Source organism: Permianibacter fluminis (assembly GCF_013179735.1).
Lineage (GTDB): Bacteria > Pseudomonadota > Gammaproteobacteria > Enterobacterales > Permianibacteraceae > Permianibacter > Permianibacter fluminis.
In genome coordinates this window covers 3,449,673-3,472,045 of record NZ_JABMEG010000001.1, presented here as the reverse complement: position 1 = coordinate 3,472,045, position 22,373 = coordinate 3,449,673, and the positions used below count along the sequence as shown (strand labels likewise).

Annotated in this window: 21 protein-coding genes; 17 read left to right on the top strand and 4 right to left on the bottom strand. The window is 59.9% G+C overall.

Translation table 11 applies throughout. The annotated features are described in order from the left end of the window. Window positions 1-28: 28 nt before the first annotated feature. Window positions 29-1,813 carry a GspE/PulE family protein gene (locus tag HPT27_RS15240; protein ID WP_172245423.1) on the top strand — a complete coding sequence of 595 codons (1,785 nt, stop codon included), beginning with the start codon at window positions 29-31 and terminating at the stop codon, window positions 1,811-1,813. A gap of 89 nt (window positions 1,814-1,902) precedes the next feature. Next, entirely contained in the window at window positions 1,903-3,171 is a 1,269-nt protein-coding gene (locus tag HPT27_RS15235; RefSeq protein ID WP_172244945.1) for an NAD(P)/FAD-dependent oxidoreductase, read from the top strand. A gap of 231 nt (window positions 3,172-3,402) precedes the next feature. Here the strand turns inward: HPT27_RS15235 and HPT27_RS15230 are convergent, their stop codons facing one another. Next, window positions 3,403-3,963 (bottom strand): hypothetical protein, encoded by a 561-nt coding sequence (locus HPT27_RS15230; RefSeq protein ID WP_172244943.1) that lies wholly within the window; start codon window positions 3,961-3,963, stop codon window positions 3,403-3,405. A 232-nt stretch (window positions 3,964-4,195) separates the two neighbouring features. Here HPT27_RS15230 and HPT27_RS15225 point away from each other — a divergent pair, with 232 nt between their 5' ends. Continuing rightward, window positions 4,196-4,438, top strand: a complete 243-nt coding sequence (locus HPT27_RS15225) for a hypothetical protein (RefSeq protein ID WP_172244941.1) — start codon at window positions 4,196-4,198, stop codon at window positions 4,436-4,438. A gap of 37 nt (window positions 4,439-4,475) precedes the next feature. Here the strand turns inward: HPT27_RS15225 and HPT27_RS15220 are convergent, their stop codons facing one another. From HPT27_RS15220 to HPT27_RS15210, 3 genes are all read right to left on the bottom strand, one after another. Continuing rightward, window positions 4,476-4,757, bottom strand: a complete 282-nt coding sequence (locus tag HPT27_RS15220; RefSeq protein WP_172244939.1) for a hypothetical protein — start codon at window positions 4,755-4,757, stop codon at window positions 4,476-4,478. A 108-nt stretch (window positions 4,758-4,865) separates the two neighbouring features. After that, window positions 4,866-6,545, bottom strand: a complete 1,680-nt coding sequence (locus HPT27_RS15215; RefSeq protein WP_172244937.1) for a glutamine--tRNA ligase/YqeY domain fusion protein — start codon at window positions 6,543-6,545, stop codon at window positions 4,866-4,868. 220 nt (window positions 6,546-6,765) lie between these two features. Beyond that, window positions 6,766-7,455, bottom strand: a complete 690-nt coding sequence (locus tag HPT27_RS15210) for a DUF4097 family beta strand repeat-containing protein (protein ID WP_172244935.1) — start codon at window positions 7,453-7,455, stop codon at window positions 6,766-6,768. Between the two features lie 346 nt (window positions 7,456-7,801). On the opposite strand from HPT27_RS15210, the gene HPT27_RS15205 reads away from it, so the two are divergent. The 14 genes from HPT27_RS15205 (at window position 7,802) to HPT27_RS15140 (ending at window position 22,300) form a co-directional block, all read left to right on the top strand. Then, entirely contained in the window at window positions 7,802-8,659 is an 858-nt protein-coding gene (locus HPT27_RS15205; RefSeq protein WP_172244933.1) for an SPFH domain-containing protein, read from the top strand. A 10-nt stretch (window positions 8,660-8,669) separates the two neighbouring features. After that, on the top strand, window positions 8,670-8,861 hold the full coding sequence (locus HPT27_RS15200) for a DUF4177 domain-containing protein (RefSeq protein ID WP_172244931.1): 192 nt from the start codon (window positions 8,670-8,672) through the stop codon (window positions 8,859-8,861). A 61-nt stretch (window positions 8,862-8,922) separates the two neighbouring features. Then, the gene (locus tag HPT27_RS15195; RefSeq protein WP_172244929.1) at window positions 8,923-9,888 is read left to right on the top strand and encodes an alpha/beta hydrolase; all 966 of its coding nucleotides are present in this window, start codon (window positions 8,923-8,925) and stop codon (window positions 9,886-9,888) included. Continuing rightward, on the top strand, window positions 9,885-10,127 hold the full coding sequence (locus tag HPT27_RS19400; RefSeq protein WP_235950881.1) for a hypothetical protein: 243 nt from the start codon (window positions 9,885-9,887) through the stop codon (window positions 10,125-10,127). The genes HPT27_RS15195 and HPT27_RS19400 overlap by 4 nt, the downstream gene beginning before the upstream one ends. A 143-nt stretch (window positions 10,128-10,270) precedes the next feature. Continuing rightward, the gene (locus tag HPT27_RS15185) at window positions 10,271-10,678 is read left to right on the top strand and encodes a DUF4019 domain-containing protein (RefSeq protein ID WP_172244927.1); all 408 of its coding nucleotides are present in this window, start codon (window positions 10,271-10,273) and stop codon (window positions 10,676-10,678) included. Window positions 10,679-11,187: 509 nt separating this feature from the next. Beyond that, window positions 11,188-12,201: a 3-deoxy-7-phosphoheptulonate synthase gene (aroF, locus tag HPT27_RS15180; RefSeq protein WP_172244925.1), complete on the top strand. Its 1,014-nt coding sequence runs from the start codon at window positions 11,188-11,190 to the stop codon at window positions 12,199-12,201. Further along, the gene (locus HPT27_RS15175) at window positions 12,201-13,826 is read left to right on the top strand and encodes an anthranilate synthase component 1 (RefSeq protein ID WP_172244923.1); all 1,626 of its coding nucleotides are present in this window, start codon (window positions 12,201-12,203) and stop codon (window positions 13,824-13,826) included. Before aroF ends, HPT27_RS15175 begins: the two co-directional genes overlap by 1 nt. 4 nt (window positions 13,827-13,830) lie before the next feature. Then, window positions 13,831-14,511 carry an anthranilate synthase component II gene (locus tag HPT27_RS15170; protein WP_172244921.1) on the top strand — a complete coding sequence of 227 codons (681 nt, stop codon included), beginning with the start codon at window positions 13,831-13,833 and terminating at the stop codon, window positions 14,509-14,511. Next, window positions 14,508-15,518, top strand: coding sequence for an anthranilate phosphoribosyltransferase (trpD, locus tag HPT27_RS15165; protein ID WP_172244919.1), 1,011 nt, complete (start codon window positions 14,508-14,510; stop codon window positions 15,516-15,518). The genes HPT27_RS15170 and trpD overlap by 4 nt, the downstream gene beginning before the upstream one ends. Then, window positions 15,508-17,040: a bifunctional indole-3-glycerol-phosphate synthase TrpC/phosphoribosylanthranilate isomerase TrpF gene (trpCF, locus tag HPT27_RS15160; protein ID WP_211197982.1), complete on the top strand. Its 1,533-nt coding sequence runs from the start codon at window positions 15,508-15,510 to the stop codon at window positions 17,038-17,040. The genes trpD and trpCF overlap by 11 nt, the downstream gene beginning before the upstream one ends. A gap of 127 nt (window positions 17,041-17,167) precedes the next feature. Further along, window positions 17,168-18,364 (top strand): tryptophan synthase subunit beta, encoded by a 1,197-nt coding sequence (gene trpB, locus HPT27_RS15155; RefSeq protein ID WP_172244917.1) that lies wholly within the window; start codon window positions 17,168-17,170, stop codon window positions 18,362-18,364. Between the two features lie 11 nt (window positions 18,365-18,375). Then, window positions 18,376-19,176, top strand: a complete 801-nt coding sequence (gene trpA, locus HPT27_RS15150) for a tryptophan synthase subunit alpha (protein WP_172244915.1) — start codon at window positions 18,376-18,378, stop codon at window positions 19,174-19,176. 122 nt (window positions 19,177-19,298) lie between these two features. Then, a complete protein-coding gene (locus tag HPT27_RS15145; protein WP_172244913.1) occupies window positions 19,299-21,425 on the top strand; it encodes a hypothetical protein in 2,127 nt (708 codons plus the stop codon). A gap of 368 nt (window positions 21,426-21,793) precedes the next feature. Then, a complete protein-coding gene (locus tag HPT27_RS15140; protein WP_172244911.1) occupies window positions 21,794-22,300 on the top strand; it encodes a GNAT family N-acetyltransferase in 507 nt (168 codons plus the stop codon). Window positions 22,301-22,373: the final 73 nt, after the last annotated feature.

The window sequence follows — 22,373 nt, the reverse complement described above, 5'->3', positions numbered from 1 at the left end:
TATGAACGACAAGAACGAGCGAGCAGGCATGGGCAAAGAGGCGGTTGCAAACAAGGATCGACCGATCCAGACGATCGAGTTACTGGACGCCTTGCATCGGGAAGGCTTGCTCAACGATCAGCAATTGCAAACGGCCAAGCTGCGGGTTCGTTCCGCTGGCGCCAGTGCCGAACCGGCCATTGCCCAGATCGCCAAACTCGATCTGAAAACCGTACCAGCGCCGCACCACATTCTGTCGCCGGAATACCTGACCGAATGGGTCGCGACCAAGGCCGGCATGCCGTACTACCGGCTCGACCCGCTGAAGATCAACGTCGATGCTGTGACCTCGGTGATGTCGCTGCAGTTTGCCCAGCGGCACAAAATTCTCTGTGTCGAGGTCGGTGAAAATTTTGTCATCATTGCCACCTCGGAACCGAAAGTCACCAGCTGGGTCCCGACCCTGCAGCACACCATCCGCAAGGATATCCGCTTGGTGCTGGCGAGCCCGGTTGCGATCAAGCGCTATCAAACCGAGTTTTATCAGCTGTCGCGCTCGGTCAAAGGCGCCAATCAGGAGGGCAGCGAATCCAAGGTTGGCAACTTCGAGCAACTGATCGATTTGAGCCGTGCCGGCGAGGTCGACGCCAATGATCAGCACATCGTCCGGATCGTCGACTGGTTGCTGCAATACGCGTTTGATCAGCGGGCTTCTGATATCCATATGGAGCCGCGTCGGGAAAAATCTTTTATCCGTTTCCGCATCGACGGCGTGCTGCAAAAAGTGTACGACTTGCCGGCTGCCATCGGTCAGGCCGTGCTTGCGCGCTTCAAGATTCTCGGCCGCATGGACGTGGCAGAAAAGCGTAAACCGCAGGACGGTCGGATCAAGTCACGAACACCGGACGGCCTGGAAGTCGAGTTGCGCTTGTCGACTTTGCCCACAGCATTCGGTGAAAAACTGGTCGCGCGTATTTTTGACCCCGGTGTGCTGGTGCGGCAGTTTGCCGAACTGGGCCTTGAGCGGCAGACAGAAAAGAAATGGCTGCAGCTCATCAGCAACAACACCGGTATCGTGCTGGTAACCGGCCCGACCGGTTCCGGTAAAACCACCACGCTGTACACGTCGTTGAAGCATCTGGCACAACCGGAGGTGAACGTCTGTACGGTGGAAGACCCGATCGAAATGGTGGAAGGTTCGTTCAACCAGATGCAGGTCAATCACGATATCGATGTGACCTTTGCGACCGGTGTCCGGGCGCTGCTGCGTCAGGATCCGGACATCATCATGATCGGCGAAATCCGCGATCTGGAAACGGCCGAGATGGCCATTCAGGCGTCGCTGACTGGCCACCTTGTGTTGTCCACCTTGCACACCAATGACGCTGCAACCGCCATCACCCGCTTGATCGATATCGGCGTGCCGCCGTACATGATCAATGCGACCGTGCTGGGCGTCATGGCGCAGCGACTGGTGCGAACGCTGTGCCCGCATTGCAAGCAGGAAGTCAAAGCCGATCCCAAGAAATGGCAGGAGTTGGTGCATCCTTTCAATGTGCCGATGCCGGAAACCATTTACGAACCGAAAGGTTGTCATGAATGCCGCGACACCGGATATCGTGGTCGCCAAGGTATTTACGAGCTGATGATCCTGACACCGGCATTGCAGCGCCTGATCAAGCCGGGCTGCGATGTTGGACCGCTGCGCGAGCAGGGCCTGAAAGATGGAACGCAAATGTTGCGCATCAGCGGCGCCTACAAAGTGGCCGGCGGCTTGACCACCATCGATGAAGTCATCAAGGCAGCGCCACCGGTGGAGCAAATCGGCAGTTGATCGGTGGCTGATCGGCTGCTGATCGGCCCGGCAGAGCGCCGCACATGTTCTCAGAATTGCTATAACCCCCTCAAAAAAAAGCTAAAGCCATGAATGCCAACCACACCTATTACCGCGCCAGCTCGGCTGGCGCGGCGTTCCCTGCGCTGCACGGTCGCAAGGATGTCGATGTCGCGATCATCGGCGGCGGTTTTGCCGGGTTGGCAACGGCCCTGGGTTTGCAGGAGCGGGGCGCACAGTCTATTGCGCTGCTGGAAGCTGAGCAGATCGGCTTTGGCGCATCCGGTCGCAATGGCGGATTTGTCTTTGGCGGCTTCAGTCTCGGTAATGCCAGTCTGATTCAGCAGCTGGGCCGGCCGCGCGCACGCGCCTTGTATCAATTGACACTCGATGCGGTCGAGCTTATTCGACAGCGGGTGGCGCGCTACCAGATTGCCTGCGATGTGAACCCGTCCGGTGTCTTGCTTGCCAACTGGTTTGATGATGATCGGGTGTTGCAGCAAGTGCGGACGTTCATGCTGCAAGAATTCGAAGTGGATTGGGCGCCGATATCGCGCGAGCAGAGCCGAGACTGGTTGCGTAGCGAGCGTTATTTCGGTGCGCTGCACGAGCGCAATGCCTTTCATTTTCACCCGCTGAAATATGCCCAGGGGTTGGCGGCTGTGCTGGCGTCAGCGGGCGTTGCCGTGCATGAAAACAGCCGGGTGCTGACCATCGAATCAACGTCTGGTGGCCATGTCGTCAAAACCGCGAGTGGCGAGCTGCATTGTCGGGAACTGGTGCTTTGCTGTGGCGGTTATATCGGCCGCTTGTATCCAGCGCTGGCGCGCGCCGTGTTGCCAATTGCAACTTATGTCATGACCACGGAACCGCTCGGTGAACGTCTGGCCAGCGCCATGCAAACGCAGGCTGCGGTCTATGACACCCGCTTTGCATTCGATTATTACCGACCGCTGGCGGACAGCCGCTTGCTCTGGGGTGGTCGCATTTCGATTCGCGATCGGGCACCGGCTGACGTCGCCCGTTTGTTGTATGGTGATTTGCTGAAAGTGTACCCGCAGCTTGCAGGTGTCAAGGTTGAACATGCCTGGAGCGGCCTGATGAGTTACGCCCGTCACGAGATGCCGCAGATTGGCCAATTGCCGAACGGCATACGCTACGCGATGGGGTTTGGCGGCCATGGCGTCGGACCGACGACGCTTGCCGGTGAAGTGCTGGCGCAAGCCATTCATGAAGGCCGACCGATGCCGGACGGTTTGTCTCGTTATGGTTTGGCGCCAACCTTTGGTCCGCTGGGTTTGCTGGCGGCGCAGCTGACCTATTGGTATTACGAGCTGCGCGATTGGTGGCGGCAGTAATCAGGAAACGGAAGCGCAGACCAGCACGCCAACAAGAACGCCGGCGAGAATGGGCGCAGGCCGATCGAACCAGCGGAACTCACTCTTGGGCTTGGTTACGGTTTGACAGGCTCGGCAAAATCAGCCGTTGAAAATTCGCTCAGTGCTTAAATAAGAAAAAGGCGCGTTTGCCGAAAAGCAAACGCGCCTTTTTCATTTCAAATGTTGTTGCTTCGGCAGACGTGCTTCGGTTCAACCTTCCAGGCCAGCCAAGCGACGCTGATAGCGGCGCAAAAACTCGCTGCTGAAGCCATTGCTGTCCGGCACCTCGGCGGTTTCATGAACATATTGCCGTAGCACGATGCGGGCAATGTCTTTGGCTGCCGACAGCGAAATGTATTGGGTGGCATTGCAGGCGTGGAAAGTCTGCTCGATGCGGCCCTCAAGCTGTTGCACGATGCCATCCATCGCCGAGGAAAATTCGGTACGTGCCTGATGAAACTGCTGCATTTCCGGACTGACCGGTTTGCTGCCGGAGGGCTGCTGGCTGATCAGGCGAATAGCGAGATAGTCGTAGAACGCCGGTTTCAACCGAATGCGCTGAAACAGCTGCATCATGTTCAGCCGAACGGTATGGCTGCCGCCGGTGAACGCCAGATGAAACGCCGTTTCCGCCAGCGCACGCTGACAGGCCTGGGCTTCCTGTTCGTTCTTGACGCCGGGGGAGCGCGTCAACAGCACGAGCTCTTCATGTTCCGGCAAACGCTGGAACAATTCGGCACACAGCTGCGCCGCCTCGGGAACAAGGTGCAACGCAGATTCTTCAGCGCGATGGGCGAGCCAAAGTCGAGTAACCCGGTCCGGCATGGCCGGGGCGGGGGATTGCGTGAGCGATGCCAAAGTCATGTCCTTGCAGACAGCTACAACAGGCAGCAACCGTTTTATACCAAAGCGGCTACATGTCTGATGTGACGCTGCTGGCAAATCGATTTACCGTCATGACAACGACTGCGGAGAGCACCAATTGTGCTATTGGTGCCAGTCCATGCGGATATTTGACCTCACCTTTACGGGTTCGGTTTCCGGTCTTCGCCGGGACCGCAAAGATAGCAGGATTGTCGCGCGAAAATGTGAAGCAGGCTACGGAACTTGGCAAAGTTGTATGGTTGCTGCACTGCAATTGTATCTTTATGTACAGATGCGCCGAAAAATCGGCAATCCGTGCCGCTCTGCAGGCAAAAACAAAACCGCCGCGCAAGGCGCGGCGGTTTTGTTTTCATGCGGATGATTCTGGTTGCGCGCTATGCGCGTGGCCTCGTCGCGACTCAGCGCGGACCGCGGGTATAGTCTTCCCAGTAGTCCGACTCCATGTCGTCAAGCGACTCGCTCCAGTCTTCGGTTTCCTTGTTGATGTCGAGGTCGTCTTCGTCCTCGTCATCATCGTCTTCTTCTTCGTCTTTCTCGGCCAGATCTTCGAGCTTCTCGTCGTCGAGATCGTCGCCGAGCTCGTCTTCAAAGTCGTCGAGCTCGCCGTCCTCATCCAGCAGACTTTCGTCTAGGCCGCCGGTTTCGTCCAAATCATCTTCCTCGAAGCGGGAACGGGGCATGGGGGTCTCCTGTCAGGGAAATCGCCGCGGGCTGGTTATCTGGCAGATTGGCATAGGTGCCTAAGCAAGATAGCCGCCCGCTGGCCGTTCAAAGGTTGGGGTATCGCGTTACTTGGCTTTGTTTTCTAGCTTAGCAAACGAATCTTTCAAGCCAATGGTGCGGTTGAACACCAAATGGCCGGGCTTGCAGTCATGGCGGTCGGCAACAAAGTAGCCTTCGCGCTCAAACTGGAACCGGGTTTCCGGGGCGACATTGGCCAGCGACGGCTCAACCCGGGCGCCGGTGACCACGGTCAGCGAGGCCGGGTTCAGCGCCGTGGTGTAGTCGTCCAGTTCCCAGGGCCGCAGTGTGGTGAACAGCGGCTCGTACAGGCGTACCTCTGCAGGCAGCGAGTGACTGGCCGAGACCCAATGGATCACGCCCTTGACCTTGCGGCCTTCCGGATTTTTGCCGAGCGTGTTGTGGTCGACGCTGGCGCGAATCTCGGTGAGCTTGCCGGTCGCGTCCTTGATGGCCTGTTCAGCCTTGAGCACATAGCTGTTGCGCAACCGGACTTCCCCGCCGAGCAACAGGCGTTTGAAATCCTTGTCGTCGGTGGTTTCGCGAAAATCATTGTGATCAATAAACAGTTCGCGGGTCATGAACAGTTTGCGTTCGCCCATTTCAGGCTTCTGCGGGTGGGCATGCGCGGTCAGCTCCTGCACTTGCTCAGCCGGCCAGTTTTCGATCACGACCTTGACCGGATTCAGTACCGCCATGGCGCGACCGGCATTCTGGTCCAGATCGTCACGAACGCAGGTTTCGAACTGCTGCAGCTCGACCACGGAATCCTGTTTGGTCACGCCGATGCGTTCACAGAACAGCCGCAGCGCGGCTGGGGTAACGCCGCGACGGCGCAGTCCCATGATGGTTGGCATGCGTGGGTCGTCCCAGCCGCTGACCACTTGCCGTTGCACCAATTCGTTCAGCTTGCGCTTGGAGGTGAGCATGCCTTCGAGCTGCAAGCGGGCAAATTCAATTTGCTGCGGGTGGCACGGAATGGTGATGTTGTCGAGCACCCAGTCGTACAGGGGCCGATGATCTTCGAATTCCAGCGTACAAACCGAATGGGTGATGCCTTCCAGCGCATCGGAGATGCAGTGGGTGTAGTCGTACATCGGGTAGATGCACCAGTCGTCATTGGTGCGCCAGTGATGCGCCCGACGGATGCGGTAAATGACCGGATCGCGCAGGTTAATGTTGGGCGAACTCATGTCGATCTTGGCGCGCAGCACCTTGCTGCCGTCAGCGAATTCGCCAGCGCGCATGCGCCGGAACATGTCCAGGTTTTCTGCCACCGAACGGGAGCGATACGGGCTTTCCTTGCCGGCTTCGGTCAGCGAGCCGCGCATGGCGCGCATTTCTTCCGGGGTGGAGTCGTCAACATACGCCAGACCTTTCTGGATCAGCTCCTCGGCGTATTGATACAGCTGCTCGAAATAATCCGAGGCGTAGCGTTTTTCACCGCTCCAGCTGAAGCCAAGCCACTCCACCGCTTCGGCTATCGAATTGGCGTACTCGATGCTTTCTTTTTCCGGATTGGTGTCGTCGTAGCGCAGGTTGCAGCTGCCCTGGTAATCGCGGGCCAGGCCGAAATTCAGGCAGATGGATTTGGCGTGACCGATGTGCAGGTAGCCATTCGGCTCCGGCGGAAACCGGGTCACGACCGAGGTGCGTTTGCCGCTGGCCAGATCGGCATCAATGATCTGGCGAATGAAATTGCTGGGACGCTTTTCGGCATCACTCATGGGTCGCGCTCTGTGTGTTTGATCAAGGTCTTTATGTCGTCAGGACTCACCGGAAACCGGGGCTGATCAGCAATGAATTCCGGCCGGGCCGGAAAAAGCGGCGCCATTGTACCCGAGCTGCCGCTCGACGCGGAGCCGGAAAAACGCTGGCAGAAAAAAACCGCCCCGGCCACGGCCTGATCCGAGGATAGGCCATGACCGGGGCGGTTGGGGGTGCGCGTTATTTCTTGTCGTAGGCGTAGACAATCGGGCCGACTTTGGCGCTCGGGTCCTGACGCAGCTCGACTTCGCGCTCCAGCAGCAGGCCACCGGCGACTTCGGCGTTGGCGCCGATTTCGATCACTGGCTTGTCGTCATCGCAGCTGAACAGGCACCAGTTGCCATGCGGTTTGCGGACAATCAGCTTGCCTTTGACCGTGCTGCCGGCCAGCAGCGAGATGTCGCCGTTGACAGTTTCGATGTCCCGCTCAACCGAGGTGCCGGTCAGCTTGATGGTGCCGTTGACGGTTTCCAGACCACCGCTGACGCGGCCGCCGTTATCAAACTTGATGGCGCCGTTGACGGTTTCGATATCGCCATTGGCCACCACATCGCGACCGGCCTCGATATCGCCATTGACGGTTTCGGCACCGCCGGCGCTGACCCCGTCAGCCAGGGTGATGTCGCCGTTGACGGTATCGGCATCGCCAACCTTGCTGCCGGCGCCGACTTCGATATCGCCATTGACGGTGTCCAGGTCGCCGGCTTCGGCGTCACGGCCAATCTCGATATCGGCATTGACGGTGTCGATGTCGCGGGCTTTCTTGCCATCCGGGACATCGTGCGCGTGCACGGCAGGCAGCGTGCACAGGCCAATCAGGGCGGCCAATATCAGCGCGGTCGGGCTCAGGACAAAAGGCTTGCTACGCATGGTTCTCTCCTTGGGGTATCGGCGAATCGGGCGGCTTTGGCCGATCGCGCGGGTTTTAATCAGGGGCGGCAGGGGCCGGTACAGTGACCTAAGCAGCCGCTGTGCCAAGGTCGGGATTGCTGGGTAAGACGCTGACCGGCAAGGGAAAGGTTTAAACGCCGGCAATTTAAATTGGCGAAATTGACCAGCCCAGTGCCGAAAGTCACTAACACCTGTCCCTGAAACGGGGCGCCGGTTCCGGAAGCGGGACTGCCTGATCGAAAATTGTCTTGACAAAGCGATATCAAAATAATATCAATATGCTCAGCCGGGCCGGAAACCCGGTTTGGAATCCAGGAGACTTGCCATGACTCAAGAAATCACCCGTTCGTGCCGGTCCGGCTACGGCATGTTGGTGCTGCTGCTTGTTGCCCAGATTGTCAGCATCGCGCTGGTGATCGAAATGCCGCCGATCATCAAAGTGCCGGCAGCCTTGCTGGCGGCGGCGGTGTTTATCAGCTGGTTCGGCTTTTTCATGGTCAATCCGAACGAAGGCAAGGTGCTGCAGTTGTTCGGCTCCTATGTCGGTACCTGCCGTGACCCCGGCCTGCGCTGGGCCAACCCGTTCTACGCCAAGCGTTCGATTAGCTTGCGGGTGCGCAATTTCGACGGCAGCAAACTGAAAGTGAACGACGCCGAAGGCAATCCGATTGAAATCGGGGCGGTCGTGGTCTGGCGAGTGGTCGATACCGCCGAAGCGATTTTCATGGTCGATGACTACGAAAACTTCGTCAGCATTCAAAGCGAAGCGGCGCTGCGCAATCTCGCCACCAGCTACCCGTATGACCAGCACGAAGAGGGCGTGATTTCGCTGCGTAGCCATTCCGGTGAAATCGCCGATGAACTGCGCAAGGAAATTCATAATCGGCTGAGCAAGGCCGGGGTGGAAGTGATCGAAGCGCGCATCTCGCATTTGGCTTACGCGCCGGAAATTGCCAACGCCATGCTGCGTCGGCAACAGGCAACGGCGGTGATCGCGGCGCGGCAGAAAGTGGTTGAAGGTGCGGTCGGCATGGTCCGGTTGGCGCTGGAACAACTGAAAGCGCAAGGCGTGGTCGAACTGGATGACGAGCGCAAGGCCGCGATGGTCAGCAATCTGCTGGTGGTGCTGTGCTCGGAGCAGAACACCCAGCCGGTGGTCAATACCGGTTCGCTGTACAGCTGAGGTAGCCGCCATGCGTTGGGAATACAAAGTGCACGCGTTTGATGGCAAGCATTTCCTGTCCGGTAAATTCAAATGGGATGACTTTGAAGGCGATTTGAATCGTCTTGGCAGAGAAGGCTGGGAGCTGGTCAGCACCGTTGATACCAACAGCTATCGCGGTGCTACCGGCGCGGTGGTGGCCCTGTTCAAACGTGCCGTTTGAACACGGTTCCGACCGCCAACGCCTAGATAACGGCCGCACGTCGCAGAGAGGAATGGCTCAGGTGAAAACATGGCTTCCGATACTGGCATTGGCCATTTCCAGCAGCAGCATGGCGCTGGAATTTCGCAGCCAGCCGCTGGAGTTGAAGTTGCCGGACGTGACGCTGCGCGGCAGCTTCGAGCAGCCGCTCACCACCGCGCCGACGCCGGTGGCGTTGATTATTGCCGGCTCCGGTCCGACCGATCGGGACGGCAACAGTCGCATGATGCCCGGCCGCAATGACAGTTTGAAAATGCTGGCGCAGCAGCTGGCCGCGCAAGGCATCGCGACGCTGCGTTACGACAAGCGGATGATCGGCGAAAGCACGTGGGCGCAACCGGATGAAAGCCAGTTGCGGCTCGACACCTACGTCAATGATGCCGATGCCTGGCTAGCCGAACTGGCGCGTCGCGGTTTTGCCAAACCGTTTCTGATTGGTCATAGCGAAGGCGCTTTGCTGGCGACGCTGGCGGCGCAGCGCCGAACGGTGGCGGGTGTGGTGTTGCTGGCTGGCGCCGGTCGGCCTGCTGATCAAATCCTCATTGAGCAATTGCAGCAGCAGGCGCCGCAACTGGTGCCGGAGTCGCGTCGCATTTTGAACGAATTGAAAGCGGGTCGTCTGGTGGCCGATGTGCCGGCCGAGTTGCAGGCCTTGTTCCGGCCGAGTGTGCAACCGTATATGCAATCGTGGTTGCGCCGCGATCCGGCGCTGGAGCTTGCTCGGCTGACCCTGCCGGTGCTGACGATATCCGGTGACGCCGATTTGCAGGTCGGTGCGATTGACGCGGCCGCGCTGGCGGGCGTGGCAGGTGTGCAGTCGCGGCGTATTGCCAATATGAATCATGTGCTGAAGCAGATTGCAGCCGCCGATCTGGCGGGTCAGCAAGCGAGTTACAGCAATCCGACCGTGCCACTGGCGCCGGAACTGGTGCCAAGCATCGTCGAATTTGTCCGCCGGGAAGCGGCGCGGCAGGGGAATGCGCCGTGAGCAAAAAAGCCTTCGCGTTGCGCGTCGATGCCCAAATCCTGGATGCCATGCAGCGCTGGGCTGACGATGATTTGCGCAGCCTCAATGCCCAGATTGAATGGGCGCTGCGCGATGCACTGCGCCGCGCCGGCCGGGTCAAGGCAGGCAGTCCGGAGCCGGTGAGCTTGCCGGACGAGGCTGATCGCCCCTCCGGCAAGACCGGTAAGGCCGACAAAGCCGACAAGGCCAACGAAGACTGACCGGTCGGGTGGTGGCTCTGGCCTGTCAAACGGGCTGGTGAGCTGCTGTTGCTGCTTTTACTATCGTGGCGGCCCTGAGTTTTGATCGGGCTTTCATGTATGACGACCGGGGCCCAGCAGCCCTACCGCAGTGCGAGGAACAAATGATGCGTGCCTGGATTGCCTTGATCCTGATGTTGATGGCGCCGCTGGCGCCGGCCAGCGAGAAGACTGATGCCGCCGTGACGGCCGCCAACCGCTGGCTACGTCAGGTCGACAATGGCGAGTACCCGGCGGCCTATGCCGCCGCCAGCGCGCTGATGCGGCAAAAAGTCGCATTCGACGCCTGGCAGGGGGCGATTGCCCAGTCCCGGACGCCGCTCGGCATGGTCCACAAACGCGAACTGACCTATGGCGCCCTGCAAAAAGAATTGCCCGGGCTGGCCCGCGGTGACTATGCCCAGCTGCGCTTCCGGACCGATTTCGCGACCAAGTATGAAGTCACCGAAAGCATCACCATGATGCTGGACAGCGATGGCCAGTGGCGCCCCATCGGCTATTTCATCAAGTAATACGCCGGTGCGGACCCGGTCCGGCGCTTATGACTTTCGGTTGTGGCCGGACAATTGTCGCTTGACGCTGCCGGTAACCCTCGGGTAGTTTCGCCGCATGAACGCAAACATGATCAACAACAAGGCTTGGCGCTGGTGGTGGCAACACCCTCAGGCGGGCCTGCGTGCGCGTTAATCCCCGGTGTGAATCCGCGATTAGCGTGTGAAGTTTGCAAAAGGCCCGCCATGTGCGGGCCTTTTTATTTTGTGCTTTTTTCCACTGCAACCACTGATGAGTTGAACCCAACAATGAAACTGACGACTCCTGTCTTATGCAATCAGCGCGGCTGGCGCTGGTGGTGGCATGTCCGCACGCGGGCAGGGGGCGTCATGCGCTGAAAAAAGCGCTTGCAGCAACCTGAAAAGGCCCGCGTACCCCGCGGGCCTTTGTCTTTTTGGCCCGCGATTTTGCAAAACGTCATTTCACAAACCAATACGAACCCTGAAATCTGAAGACAAGGAGCCATGCCATGATCGTCGTATTGAAACCGGAAGCCAATGAAGCCGATGCCTTCCGTCTGATGCAGCAAATCGAAGCCCGCGGTCTCAAACCGTTGTACATGCCGGGCGTTGAGCGGGTCGTGCTCGGTGCGCTCGGTGATGAGCGGGTGCTGAACGAACTCAATCTGGAAGGCGACCCGCTGGTGGAGTCGGTCAAGCCGATTCTGACGCCCTACAAACTGGTCAGCCGCGACATGCGCGGCCATGACACCGTCGTCAACATCGGCAAGGTCGCGATTGGCGGCGAGCGCATTGTTGTGGTCGGTGGCCCGTGCGCGGTCGAAAGTGAAGATCAGCTGCGCGAAACCGCCGCTGCTGTGAAAGATGCCGGTGCCCGCGCCCTGCGCGGCGGCGCCTACAAACCGCGCAGTTCGCCGTACAGCTTTCAGGGTCACGGCGAAGAAGGCCTGAACCTGCTGCAGAAAATTTCCGGCGAAAACGGCCTGCCGACCATTTCGGAAGTAATGGACACCGGTGATGTCGAGCTGTTCGTCGAGAAAATCGATGCGCTGCAGATCGGCGCCCGCAACATGCAGAATTTCCGTCTGCTGCGCGCAGTCGGCGAAACCAAAAAACCGGTCGTGCTGAAGCGTGGCCTGTCCGCCACCATCGAGGAGCTGTTGCTGGCGGCGGAATACATCGTCGCCGCTGGCAACCCGAACGTGATTCTGTGCGAACGTGGCATCCGCACTTTTGAAACCGCCACCCGTAACACCCTCGACTTGAACGCCGTTGCCTACCTCAAACAGAAAAGCCATTTGCCGGTCTTGGTTGATCCCTCGCACGGCACTGGCATTCGCGAGCTGGTCGCGCCGCTGTCAAAAGCGGCGCTCGCCTGCGGCGCCGATGGTCTGCTCATCGAAGTGCACCGCAATCCCGCGCAGGCGCTGTCGGATGGCAAACAGTCACTGACGCCGCCGCAGTTTGCTCAGTTGATGAAAGAGCTGAAGCTCATCGCCGAAGCCGTCGGGAGAACGCTGTAATGCCTGCAACGCCGCCAAATGCGCGCGCCGATTACCGGGTGCTGAGCCGGCAACTGACGCTGGCCGCTGCGCCGGTCGATTTGTTCGCCGCGCTGACCGATGACGGTCGCGCCGAAGGCCACTTTCTGCTGGAAACGGTCGACAACGCGGTACCGGTTTACGGCACGGCCGATACGCAGATCGAAACCCGGACTGGCAAAAGCCTGCTGCTGTTGTCGCCGTGTTTGAAGCTGCAGGGGCAGGGGCGCACGGTAACGCTGACCGCGTTGACGCTGAATGGTCGTGCACTGCTGAACAAGCTCAGCGCTGCCCTGACGCTTGCGCTTGATTCGGAGTCCGAAGCAACGTTGAGCTTTGCGCCGAGCGCAGCCGGTGTCGATGAGCTTGCGCGCCTGCAGGCGGCATCGCCATTCGATGTGCTGCGTGCCGTGTTGCAGTCGCAGAAACCACATGCCAGTGACGATGGCAAGGCGTTGTTGTTGACCGGCGTGTTTCCGTTCGAATCCATCGAACTGTTCGAGCAGTTCGCGCCGTTTGTTGCGACCAGTGCGCAGGGCAGCGACAGCTTCACGCTGTACGTGCCGGAAATTCTGGTGCAGGTGCCGCGCGACGGTCACCCGGCGCAGGCGAGTGCGCTGGTCATCGAAGGCGAGCAGGCCGAACGGGTGGAAAACGAATTGAGTCGGCGGCTGGCCCAGCTTGCCGAAATGGCTGGCAAGCTCAAGGCCGGTGTGGCACCGGCCGCTGTCGCCGTTGTTGCTGACAGCGAGGTCAGTGTCAGCGACGCTGCGTTTTGCCAGCAGGTGCGTCAGGTGCAGGAACATCTGCGTGCCGGTGATGCGTTTCAGATCGTCATCTCGCGCCGCTTTGCTTTGCCCTGTGCCAAGCCGCTCGCGGCCTATCGGGCACTGCGGCAGGAAAACCCGAGTCCGTACCTTTTCTACGGCCACACCGGCAGCTTCGTGCTGTTCGGTGCCTCGCCGGAATCGGCGGTGAAAGTCGATGGCGCGAGCCGCGTGCTGGAAGTGTGCCCGATCGCCGGTACCCGTGCCCGCGGTCGTGATCGCGACGGCAAGCTCGATTTTGATCGCGATGCCCGCATTGAAGCCGAGCTGCGCGCGGACAGCAAAGAAGTCGCCGAACACATGATGCTGGTCGATCTGGCCCGCAACGATGTCGCCCGCATTTGCCAGCCCGGTAGCCGCCGCATCAAGCAATTGCTGACCGTCGAGCGCTATGCCCGGGTCATGCATCTGGTGTCGCGCGTCAACGGCGTGCTCAAGCCGGAGCTCGACGCGCTGCACGCGTTCGCGGCGTCGATGCCGATGGGGACCTTATCGGGCGCGCCGAAAATCCGTGCGATTGAAATCATCCGACAAATCGAACAACAGCCGCGCGGTTGCTATGGCGGCGCGGTCGGTTACCTCGACGCGGCCGGCAACATGGATACGGCGATCGTGATACGAGCCGCGGTGGTGCGCGACGGTGTCGCGACCGTGCAAGCCGGCGCCGGCGTTGTGCTCGGTTCTGATCCGCAGGCAGAAGCCGATGAAACCCGGCGCAAGGCCGAGAGTGTCCTGCGCGCGATTGCCAGCGCCACTGCCGCTGAACAGCCGGGAGCTTGATGTTATGAATAATCAGACCGTGACTACTCAAATTGAGACTACCAAAATTAAGACAATTCATTTCGTTCGCGATGTCCTGCTGGTCGATAACTACGACTCGTTCAGCTACAACCTGGTCGAAGAATTTTCCTGTCTCGGCTGTCAGGTCACCGTGCTGCGCAACGATGTGACCGTTGAACATGTGCTGCTGCGGCTGGCGGCAATGCAAGATCCGCTGCTGGTGCTGTCGCCGGGGCCGGGCACGCCACAGCAAGCCGGCATTTGCATTGCGCTCATCAAGGCCGTTGCCGGCCGTTATCCGATGCTGGGGGTTTGTCTGGGACATCAGGCGATGACGGTGGCATTCGGTGGTGTCGTTGGCCGGGCGCCGCAGCCGCTGCATGGCGAACGCTGCACGATTCAATGTGAACCGCATCCCTTGTTCAGTGGTTTGCCCAGGCAGTTGATGGTCGGTCGCTATCACTCGCTGGCCGCGACTGAAGTGCCCGCCGATTGTCAGGTCATCGCTGAAGCGTTTGATGCCGGTGCCTTCCGGCCGGTGGTGATGGCGATGGTGCACAAGCGCTATGCCATCGCCGGTTTGCAATTCCATCCGGAATCCATCCTGACCACTTATGGTCGTGATCTGTTGGCCAACGCGGTGCAGCTACTGAGAGAACCAACGAGCAAGGAGAACGCGGTATGAATCCTGTGCTGGAACGCGTAGTGGCCGGTGCAGATCTGAGTGTGCAGGACGCCGAGCAGGCGTTCACCCGGATCGTCCGCGGCGAAGCCGATGTGATTGAAATCAGCGCGCTGTTGATTGCGCTACGCACCAAAGGTGAAACGGCCGAGGAAGTGGCTGGCGCAGCGCGCGCCTTGCTCGCGGCGGCGGTGCCATTTGCCACGCCGGCGTATGATGTCATCGACTGCTGTGGCACCGGTGGTGATGGCATGGGCACGCTGAACGTGTCCACTGCTGTTGCGTTTACGCTCGCCAGTCTCGGCGTGCCGGTGGCCAAGCATGGCAATCGCGCGGTCAGTTCGCAATCCGGTTCCACGGACGTGCTGAAAGCCTTGGGCATCCAGTGTGAACAAACTCCGGAGCGCGCCCGGGCCTTGCTGGATGAACATCGGCTGTGCTTTCTGCACGCGCCGCAGTATCACCCGGGCGTTCGTCACGCCATGCCGGTGCGACAGGCCTTGAAACTCCGCACATTGTTCAATCTGCTCGGGCCTATCATCAATCCGGCCCGGGCCACTTTGCGCCTGATGGGCGTTTATGATGCCAAGTACCTGCCGCTGGTGGCCGAAACGCTGCGGGAAATTGGTGTCAGCCGCGCCATCGTCGTCAATGGTGGTGTGGACGAATTTGCTGTGCACGGGCCAAGCCAGTATGTCGAATTGCGGGCCGGGCAATTGACCTCGCAGCAGCTGAGCCCCGAGCAGGTGGGGTTGGCACTGCATCCGATCGCGGCACTGCGCGGTGGTGATGCGGCTGCCAATGCCGCCGAAATTGTCGCGGTGCTGCAGGGCGGTGGTCGCGCGGCATTTCGAAATGCGATTGCGTTGAATGCCGGCGCCGGGTTGTATGTGGCCAATCAGGTCAGCTCGATCGCCGCGGGTGTGCAACAGGTGCTGGCAGCGCTGCGTGATGGCCTGCCAGCCCAAACCTTGCAGACAATGCAGCGGGAGTGTCCGTATGTCGGTTGAACTTCAGTCCCAGGGCTTTTCTTCACCGGAATTGCAGCGGCTGGCCGAGCGCGGTTTGCGCAAACCAGAGTCTGATGATGTCGCCGGGCAAGCAAGTACGTCGGCAGCGGTGAGCAAAATGCCGGCACCGGTTCTGGCGGGCCCGGAGCGCAATATTCTGGCTGAAATCGTTGCCAACAAACGGCTCGAATTGGCGCAGCGCCGTGGCCCCATCGAACACCTGCACCGGCCGGCAGCATTCGGTCCGGTCCGCGATTTTCGCGCAGCGCTGAGCCAACCTGGTCACCGCTTCATCATGGAATGCAAGCGTGCGTCACCGTCGCAAGGCGTGATTCGGCGCCAGTTCACCTTGGCGGAAATTGCCAAAGCCTATGACGGTATTGCCGATGTGGTTTCCGTGCTGACCGACGAAACTTATTTTGGTGGCCATCTCGATCATCTGGCCGACGTGCGTGCACTGACCGCCGCGCCCTTGCTGCGCAAGGACTTCACCCTTGAGCCGTATCAGGTGCGGGAAGCCTGGGCCTACGGCGCCGACGCTGTACTGCTGATGCTGTCAGTGCTTGACGATGCCACTTACCGCGATTGCGCGGCTGAGGCCAAGCGGCTTGGTCTCGGCATTTTGACCGAAGTGCATGATGCCGCCGAGCTGCAGCGCGCCATCACGCTGGGCGCCGAGATTATCGGCATCAACAATCGCGATCTGAAAACGCTGAACATTGATCTGGCGGTGACCGAACTGCTGGCGCCGCAAGTCCCGTCCGACCGCCTGGTGGTCAGCGAATCCGGCATCGGAAGTCATGCCGATGTGCAGCGACTGTCCGGTCATGCCAAAGCGTTTCTGGTTGGCTCCAGTCTGATGAAAGCCGAACGGGTAGATCTGGCGGCCCGCCAATTGGCATATGGCGCGGTAAAAATTTGCGGTTTGACCCGGCCCGCGGATGCTGAGACGGCTTACCGGCACGGCGCCAGTTTCGGTGGTTTGATTTTTGCGCCGGAATCGCCGCGCCGGATTTCATTGCCGCAAGCCAAATTGGTTCAGCAGGCGGCGCCGCTGCAGTATGTGGGGGTGTTTACCCGCAACGACATCGACGAGATTGTCGCTATCGCGCGCGAGTTGCAACTGTTTGCCGTGCAGCTGCACGGTGAGCACAGCGAGACCGATATTGTCACGGTCAAGGCGCTGTTGCCCGGTGTCGAAGTCTGGAAAGTCGAGCGTGTCAGTGGTGCTACGGCAGTGAGCACGCCCGACAGCAGCGCGACGGCGGCCGATCGGCTGTTGTTTGACAGTGGCCATGGTCAGGCCCGTGGTGGTAACGGCACTGTATTTGATTGGCAGGTCTTGCCGCCATCACTGCCGCGCGCGCGCCTCGTGCTGGCAGGTGGACTGACGCCGGACAATATTCACGCCGCGCGTGCCACCGGTGCCGGGGTGCTGGATGTGAACTCCGGCGTCGAGACTGCCCCCGGCATCAAGGATGAACAAAAGCTGACGGCGCTGTTTGCCGCGCTGCGAGAGTAGATTTTTGTAGGAGCGAGCTTGCTGGCGATTCATTGGCTATCGCGCGCAAGCTCGCTCCTACAGCAGAAGTTCAAACAAGAGCAAAGTTTCAGAAAAGAACGAAAGTTCAGACAATCGGATTACTGACATGACAGTTGCACACGAAGACATCACCCGGTTCGGCCCCTACGGCGGCCAATATGTGCCGGAAATCCTGTTGCCGGCACTGGATCAGCTGACCGCCGCGTTTCACGAGGCGCAGCGTGATCCGGCTTTTCATCAGCAGCTGAACAAGCTGCTCAATGATTACGCCGGCCGGCCGACACCGTTGTATGAATGCCGCAATTTTCTGCGTGATACCCCGGTGCGGGTGTTTTTGAAGCGCGAAGACTTGTTGCACGGCGGCGCCCACAAAACCAATCAAGTGCTGGCACAGGCACTGCTCACTCAGCGCATGGGGAAAAAGCGGGTTATCGCCGAAACCGGTGCCGGTCAGCACGGCGTCGCGACCGCGTTGGCTTGCGCGCTGCTTGGTCTGGAGTGCGTGATTTACATGGGCGCAAAAGATATCCAGCGTCAGCAGATGAACGTGTTCCGAATGGAGTTGTTCGGCGCCAAGGTGATTCCAGTCGAGGCGGGCAGCGCGTCCTTGAAAGATGCTGTCAACGAAGCGCTGCGCGACTGGGCGGCCAGTTTTGAAACCACGCACTATTTGCTCGGCACCGCGGCCGGACCGTATCCGTTTCCGCTGCTGGTGCGGGAATTTCAGCGCGTGATTGGCAAGGAGGCGCGCGCGCAGATCCTTGAGCAAATCGGCAAGCTGCCGGACGCGGTCATTGCCTGCGTTGGCGGTGGTTCCAATGCCATCGGCATTTTCAGCGATTTTGTCCCGGATGCTGCGGTCAATCTGATTGGGGTCGAACCCGGCGGTTATGGCATCACAACCGGCAAGCATGGCGCGACGCTATGTGCCGGCCGGCCGGGTATTTTGCATGGCGCGTATACCTATGTGATGCAGAACGCCGATGGTCAGATTGAAGAATCGCATTCGGTTTCCGCCGGTCTCGATTATCCGGCGGTCGGCCCGGAGCACGCCTATCTGCAGTCCACCGGCCGCGCCCAGTATGTCGCAATCAATGACGAGCCGGCGTTGGCGGCGTTTCAACGTTTGGCGAAAGAGGAGGGCATCATTCCGGCACTGGAATCGGCACATGCGCTCGCCTATGTCGAACAACTGGCGAAGACGGCGACTGAGCCGATGAATGTCATCGTCAATCTGTCCGGTCGTGGCGACAAGGACTTGAACCATGTCCGCAGCGTGCTCGACGCTGCGCCAGCGCATTGAGGGGTGCCGCCATGAATCGCTATCAAAATCTGTTTGCCCGCTTGCGTGATCGCAACGAGGGCGCGTTGATTCCGTTTTTGATGCTCGGTGATCCGAATGCCGAGCAATCGTTTGAACGCATTTGCGCCGTGGTCGAGGCGGGCGCGGATGCGCTGGAGCTCGGCATTCCTTACAGTGATCCGGTGGCCGACGGCCCGACCATCGTCGCGGCGGCCAATCGCGCGCTTGCCGCTGGCGTCACACCACCGCTGGCACTGGCCTTGGTGGCTCGTGTGCGAGCCAAATATCCCAGCCTGCCGATCGGTTTGCTGGTCTATGCCAATCTGGTTTACGGCGCCGGTGTCGAGCACTTTTTTGCCGAGGCCAGAACCGCTGGTGTCGATTCGCTGCTGATTCCGGATGTGCCACTGCGCGAGTCGGCGTTGATACGTGAAGCCGGTGCTAAGCACGGCATCGAGAATGTGTTCATTCTGCCGCCCAATGCCAGTGCGGAAACACAGGCGGAAGTCGCGCGCTTGTCGCAAGGTTATGTCTACTTGTTGTCGCGCGCTGGCGTCACCGGTAGCGAAACGGCGGCGCAAATGCCTCTGGAACATTTGATCGCCGGTCTGACGACTCAGCAATCGGCACCGGCGATACTCGGCTTTGGCATTTCCACACCCGATCAGGTGCGCGGTGCGCTGGCCGCTGGTGCCGCCGGCGTCATCGTTGGTTCGGCGCTGGTCAGCCGGCAACGGGGCGTGGCTGCCGAGCAGGTGCCGGCGACATTGGCGCAGTATGTGACGGAGTTGAAGCAGGCCACCCGCCGCTGAACCGGGCTTGCCCTGTCATCGTCGCTTGTCTAAGGTAACTGGCATTGGGCCGCACCACCGGGGTCGGCCTCACTGCCGGGTACGTCCGATTCGGGCGCGCCGCTTTCGACAAGGACCGTGCAATGAGCTCACATCAATGGCAATTCTTCCGTTCCGGCGGCTTTGATCAGGTCCGGCTCGATCGCATCAGCGATTGGCAACAGCTCGCCACACTCGATCAAAAATTGTGGGCGGCACTGGCTTGCCCGACCCAGGGGCTGGAGTTTGATGCCCGCACGTTGGCCTATATCGATCTGGATGGCGATGGCCGGGTCCGTGTACCGGAAATTCTGGCCGCGGTGAAATGGGCCTTGGCCATGCTCAAGCAGCCGGAAGTTTTGCTGCAGGGCGAGGCCTTGCCGCTCAGCGCCATCAACGACGCCAGTGAAGAAGGCGTCAAGCTGCTGGCATCAGCGCGGGAAATGCTGACCAATCTCGGTCGCAGCGAAGCTTCGTTGCGGGTCGAAGACACCGCCGATCTGGCCAGGATATTTCCGGCCAATCGCGCCAATGGTGATGGCATCGTCCCAGCCGAATTGAGCAACGATGCCGAGGTCAAACAGCTGATCGCCGACATCATCAGTTGCCACGGCGCCGAAACGGATCGCAGCGGTGCACCCGGCATCACTCAGGCCAAGCTCGATGCGTTTGTTGCCGATGCCAACGCTTACGTTACTTGGGCTGCTGGTCTCGGTGCCGAGCAATTGCCGTTTGGCGAGCAGACCGCCGCGTTGTCGGCGGCGCTCACTGCTGTGCGTGCCAAGATTGATGACTATTTCGTTCGCTGTGATCTCGCCAGTTACGATGCCCGTGCCGTGCAGGCCCTCAACGGCAGTGAAGCCGAGCTGGCGGCCATCGGTAGTCAATTGCTGAATACCGACAGAGCTGCGTCCGAAAGTTTACCGCTGGCGCGCATCGAGCCCGGTCGCGCCTTGCCGTTGACCGGCGGCATCAACCCGGCCTGGCAGGCGGAGCTGGATGCCTTGCGTCCCGCCATTGATCGCCTGACCAGCAACGCCAGCGTGCTCAGCAAAGCCCAATGGGAAACCCTGAAAGCTGCGCTGCAGCCGTATCTGGACTGGCAGGCAAAGCAGCCGAGCAGCGCCGTTTCCGCTTTGGGTCGCGAACGGCTGCAGGCGATTCTGAGCAGCCCGGCAATCGCCGCCCTGACCGCGTTAATCGCCGATGATCTTGCGCACAAGGCTGAAGCCAGCGGCATTGTTGCCGTCGACAAACTGGTGCGCTACCAGCGCTACCTGCGCGTGCTGCTGAACAACTTCGTCAACTTTCGTGACTTCTTTGCTCGTAAAGATAAAGCCGTCTTTCAGAACGGCACGCTCTATCTCGATGGTCGCAGTTGCGATCTGGTGGTCCGCGTCAACGATGCCGGCAAACACGGCGCGTTGGCCGGTTTGTCGCGTGCCTATTTGCTGTACTGCGATTGCCTGCGCAAAGCTACCGGCGAGAAAATCACGGTGGTGGCGGCCGTGACTGCCGGTGATGCCGGCAACCTGATGGTCGGCCGCAATGGCATTTACTACGACCGCGCCGGCAATGACTGGGACGCGACGGTCACCAAGATTGTCGAGAATCCGATCAGCGTGCGTGAAGCGTTCTTCACGCCGTACCGCCGCGTTGCCCGGATGATCTCGGAGCAGGCGCAAAAATTTGCCGCCTCCAAAGACAAGGCCATTGAAGAGAAATCGGCAGCTGGTGTCACCGAAGCCACCGGCAAGGTGACCTCCGGCGAAAAGCCGGCAGCACCGGCGCCATTCGATGTCGCCAAATTCGCCGGTATTTTTGCTGCTATTGGTTTGGCCATCGGTGCCATCGGAACGGCGTTTGCGGCAGTGGTCAGCGGATTCATGTCGCTGAGCTGGTGGCAAATGCCACTGGCCTTTGCCGGGGTGCTGCTGCTGATTTCCGGCCCGTCGATGATCATGGCCTGGTTCAAGCTGCGCCAGCGCAATCTCGGCCCGATTCTCGATGCCAATGGCTGGGCCGTAAACACCATGGCCAAGATCAATATTCCGTTCGGCACCGCGCTCACCAGCATCGCCGTATTGCCTGCCGGCTCCGAGCGAGCACTGACCGACCCCTATGCCGAGAAGCGGACGATGTGGCCGTGGTATGTGCTGCTGTTGCTGGTTATCGCGGCGGGGATGCTTTGGTACAAAGGTATATTGCAACTCTGGCTTGGTCTTCATTGAGACGATGTGATGCCGGAACGCTTCCTGTGACGAAAATCTACAGCGTCCGCCTTTTTTTTGAGTGGGGAGGTGGGTGCCTCTGGTGTGGGAATGATGCGGCAAGAGCTAAATTCAATTTGGGGCCGATAGAGGGCGATATCGGCCTATCGCAACTAACCAAAGCTGATTTGGATGCGATGTCGGTGTGGCACGATACCGCTCTGGACTGGGGCAATCCGTCTGGTCCGAGTCCTTGGCGTGACGAGGAGTTTCGTTCCTTCGATGCTGCCGCGAGGGCAATGGTGCGTAGGCTGCAAGAGGAACTAGGCTCTGAATTTGAGGTGGTATACGAGCCTTAAATTGGCGCATTTTTTTAAAAGTAGAAGGCAATGCATCAGTCCAAAATTTCTATTCGTGTGCTGAAAGAGTTCGATAAAGATTGCGTGTTGACCATTTTTGCCGAAGGTATAGCAACCGGCATCGCCACCTTCGAAACCGAGTGTCCGGATTGGGCCGGTTTCAACCAACGCTTCTTGCCGGCACCACGGCTGGTCGCCGAAAGGGCGGGGCAGGTCGTTGGTTGGGCCGTGTTGTCAGCCATTTCTGCGCGGGCCTGTTATCGCGGCGCGGCCGAACTCAGTGTTTATGTTGCCAGCGCGGCGCAAGGCCAAGGTGTTGGTCAGCAATTGCTGAGCGCCCTTGTGACGGCGTCGGAGGCGGCGGGTTTCTGGACCCTGCAGGGCACCATCAATCGGCGCAATACCGCCAGTATTGCCCTACATGCCCGCTGCGGCTTTCGTGAAGTGGGCTATCGTGAACGCATCGCCCAGCGCGATGGCGTCTGGCAGGACACGGTTTTGATGGAGCGGAGGTCGACGCTGATTGGCAGGGATTGAGGCATCCCTGCGTTGCGCCCGTGCTGGTGCTGGTAGCGCGGTCGGTGTCGCTAAACGGTCTGCGCCCAGTCTA

What these genes read in the sequence shown, in the direction of transcription:
- HPT27_RS15240 (WP_172245423.1), top strand. Translation starts at nt 29, where the DNA reads ATGGGCAAAGAGGCGGTTGCAAACAAGGATCGACCGATCCAGACGATC.
- HPT27_RS15235 (WP_172244945.1), top strand. Translation starts at nt 1,903, where the DNA reads ATGAATGCCAACCACACCTATTACCGCGCCAGCTCGGCTGGCGCGGCG.
- HPT27_RS15225 (WP_172244941.1), top strand. Translation starts at nt 4,196, where the DNA reads ATGCGGATATTTGACCTCACCTTTACGGGTTCGGTTTCCGGTCTTCGC.
- HPT27_RS15220 (WP_172244939.1), bottom strand. Translation starts at nt 4,757, where the DNA reads ATGCCCCGTTCCCGCTTCGAGGAAGATGATTTGGACGAAACCGGCGGC.
- HPT27_RS15215 (WP_172244937.1), bottom strand. Translation starts at nt 6,545, where the DNA reads ATGAGTGATGCCGAAAAGCGTCCCAGCAATTTCATTCGCCAGATCATT.
- HPT27_RS15210 (WP_172244935.1), bottom strand. Translation starts at nt 7,455, where the DNA reads ATGCGTAGCAAGCCTTTTGTCCTGAGCCCGACCGCGCTGATATTGGCC.
- HPT27_RS15205 (WP_172244933.1), top strand. Translation starts at nt 7,802, where the DNA reads ATGACTCAAGAAATCACCCGTTCGTGCCGGTCCGGCTACGGCATGTTG.
- HPT27_RS15200 (WP_172244931.1), top strand. Translation starts at nt 8,670, where the DNA reads ATGCGTTGGGAATACAAAGTGCACGCGTTTGATGGCAAGCATTTCCTG.
- HPT27_RS15185 (WP_172244927.1), top strand. Translation starts at nt 10,271, where the DNA reads ATGATGCGTGCCTGGATTGCCTTGATCCTGATGTTGATGGCGCCGCTG.
- aroF (WP_172244925.1), top strand. Translation starts at nt 11,188, where the DNA reads ATGATCGTCGTATTGAAACCGGAAGCCAATGAAGCCGATGCCTTCCGT.
- HPT27_RS15175 (WP_172244923.1), top strand. Translation starts at nt 12,201, where the DNA reads ATGCCTGCAACGCCGCCAAATGCGCGCGCCGATTACCGGGTGCTGAGC.
- HPT27_RS15170 (WP_172244921.1), top strand. Translation starts at nt 13,831, where the DNA reads ATGAATAATCAGACCGTGACTACTCAAATTGAGACTACCAAAATTAAG.
- trpD (WP_172244919.1), top strand. Translation starts at nt 14,508, where the DNA reads ATGAATCCTGTGCTGGAACGCGTAGTGGCCGGTGCAGATCTGAGTGTG.
- trpCF (WP_211197982.1), top strand. Translation starts at nt 15,508, where the DNA reads ATGTCGGTTGAACTTCAGTCCCAGGGCTTTTCTTCACCGGAATTGCAG.
- trpB (WP_172244917.1), top strand. Translation starts at nt 17,168, where the DNA reads ATGACAGTTGCACACGAAGACATCACCCGGTTCGGCCCCTACGGCGGC.
- trpA (WP_172244915.1), top strand. Translation starts at nt 18,376, where the DNA reads ATGAATCGCTATCAAAATCTGTTTGCCCGCTTGCGTGATCGCAACGAG.
- HPT27_RS15145 (WP_172244913.1), top strand. Translation starts at nt 19,299, where the DNA reads ATGAGCTCACATCAATGGCAATTCTTCCGTTCCGGCGGCTTTGATCAG.
- HPT27_RS15140 (WP_172244911.1), top strand. Translation starts at nt 21,794, where the DNA reads ATGCATCAGTCCAAAATTTCTATTCGTGTGCTGAAAGAGTTCGATAAA.